General features: G+C 64.4%; 1 protein-coding gene. It reads left to right on the top strand.

What is annotated here, in order from left to right:
• Positions 1 to 1,825, top strand: a 1,825-nt coding sequence (locus U9R81_RS06715; RefSeq protein ID WP_322494736.1) for a DUF2298 domain-containing protein, incomplete at both ends; no start/stop codon positions are given.

Below are 1,825 nucleotides of genomic sequence, written 5' to 3'. Positions count from 1 at the left end.
TAGCCTGGGCGGCCCGGCTGGCGCTGCCGGCGGCGCTGATTGCGACCGCAGCTTGGGCCTACGCCTTCTCGCGCATCTATACCGTCCCCCATACGCGGGTGCAAGCAGCGCGCTGGTTAGCCGAACACGCCCCTCCCGGCAGTTATGTGATCGCAGAACGGTGGGATGATCCGTTGCCGTTGCAGGCAACGACTACCGCGGCGTGGAATATCACCTTCTTTGGCATCGACGCGTCGCCGTACGCCGAAGATGAGCCGGCTAAGTATTTCGGCAACGGTGGTGAACCCGGCTTGCTCGATCAGCTCGACCGGGCCGATTACATCACCCTGACCAGCAACCGCGTCTACGATAGTACCTCACGCATGCGCATGCGCTACCCGGCGCTGATGCGCTACTACCACAGCCTCTTCACCGGCGAACTCGGCTTCGAGCTCGTCGCAGACATCACCTCTTACCCAACCATTCTCGGCATTCGCATTCCCGACCAGAGCGCCGAAGAGTCGTTTACCGTCTACGACCATTCGCGGGTGTTGATCTTCCGCAAGACGCCGTTGTACAGCCGCGAACGGGCCGAACGCCTCATTACCAGCGATGTCGAATGGGGCGAGGTCTACAAGTCGCCGGTGCAGATCGCCGACCGCAACCCGACCGCCCTCCGTATCACCGAGAGTGTCTGGCCGCAATACGCTGCTGGCGGCGAGTGGTGGTCATGGTTGGGCATAAACCCCTTCTCGCCGCTGCTCTGGGTGCTCTGGCTCGAGGCGCTGGGGCTGGCGGTGTTTGCCGTGATCGGGCCGCGCCTGCGCGGCTTGCCCGACCGTGGCTTTACGCTGGCCAAGATCGTGGGTCTGTTGCTGGTGGCCTACCTCGCATGGCTGGCCGGCAGCCTGCGCCTTGCCCCCTTTGCGCCAGCCACCCTCTGGACGATCGGGTTGATCGTGTTGGGGATAGGAGCAGTGGTTGGCTGGCGCGCTCGCGAGTCGCTGCGCCAACTCTGGCAAGAGCGTTTTACTGCGCTGTTCGTGGCTGAATTGCTCTTCATCGGGTTTCTGTTGCTCGGCCTCACCCTGCGCTGGTTCAACCCTGACCTGTGGCACCCGGCCCGCGGCGGCGAAAAGCCGATGGATTTCGCCTATCTCAATGCCGTCTTGCGCAGCGCCGCCTTCCCGCCGCTCGACCCATGGCATGCCGGTGGCTACATCAACTACTACTACTTCGGATTTGTGCTGGTCGGCGCGCTAATCCACCTCAGCGGGATCGCGCCGGCGGTCGGTTACAACCTTGGGGTAGCGACGATCTTTGCCCTTACCGCCTTCGGCGCGTTTGGCCTCGTCTATAATCTGCTCGCCGCGCGCGCGCCATCACCACGCCGCGAACGGGTGGCGCTGGTGGCCGGTGCGCTCGCTCCCGGCTTGATGCTCCTGCTCGGCAATATGGCGCAGGCGGGTTGGTTCCTCAGCGGTTATGCCGCCGAGCAAGCGGCCAAAGGGCGCTACGAATGGGCCTTCTGGGACGCGACCCGGATTACGCCGGGCACGATCAACGAGGTTCCCTTCTTTACCTTCCTGTTTGCCGACCTGCATGCGCACATGATCGTTATGCCGCTCAGCCTCGCCGCGCTCGGTCTGGCGCTGGCATGGATGCGCAAGGGCGCGGCGCGGCAATGGTGGCTGATCGGGCTGCTAGGATTAGTGGCGGGCGCGATTCGGGCCACCAACACGTGGGATTACCCCACCTTCGTTGGGTTGGCCGGGTTACTGCTGGCCTTGACCACCGGACGGCACTGGCGACAGGCGGGACGAGGCTGGCCGGCGACGGTCGCGGC

The sequence above is a fragment of the Chloroflexus sp. genome (genome assembly GCF_034435895.1).
In the GTDB taxonomy this organism is placed as follows: Bacteria; Chloroflexota; Chloroflexia; order Chloroflexales; family Chloroflexaceae; genus Chloroflexus.
The sequence above is the reverse complement of the archived record's forward strand: the minus strand, read 5'-3'. Positions and strand labels throughout refer to the sequence as shown.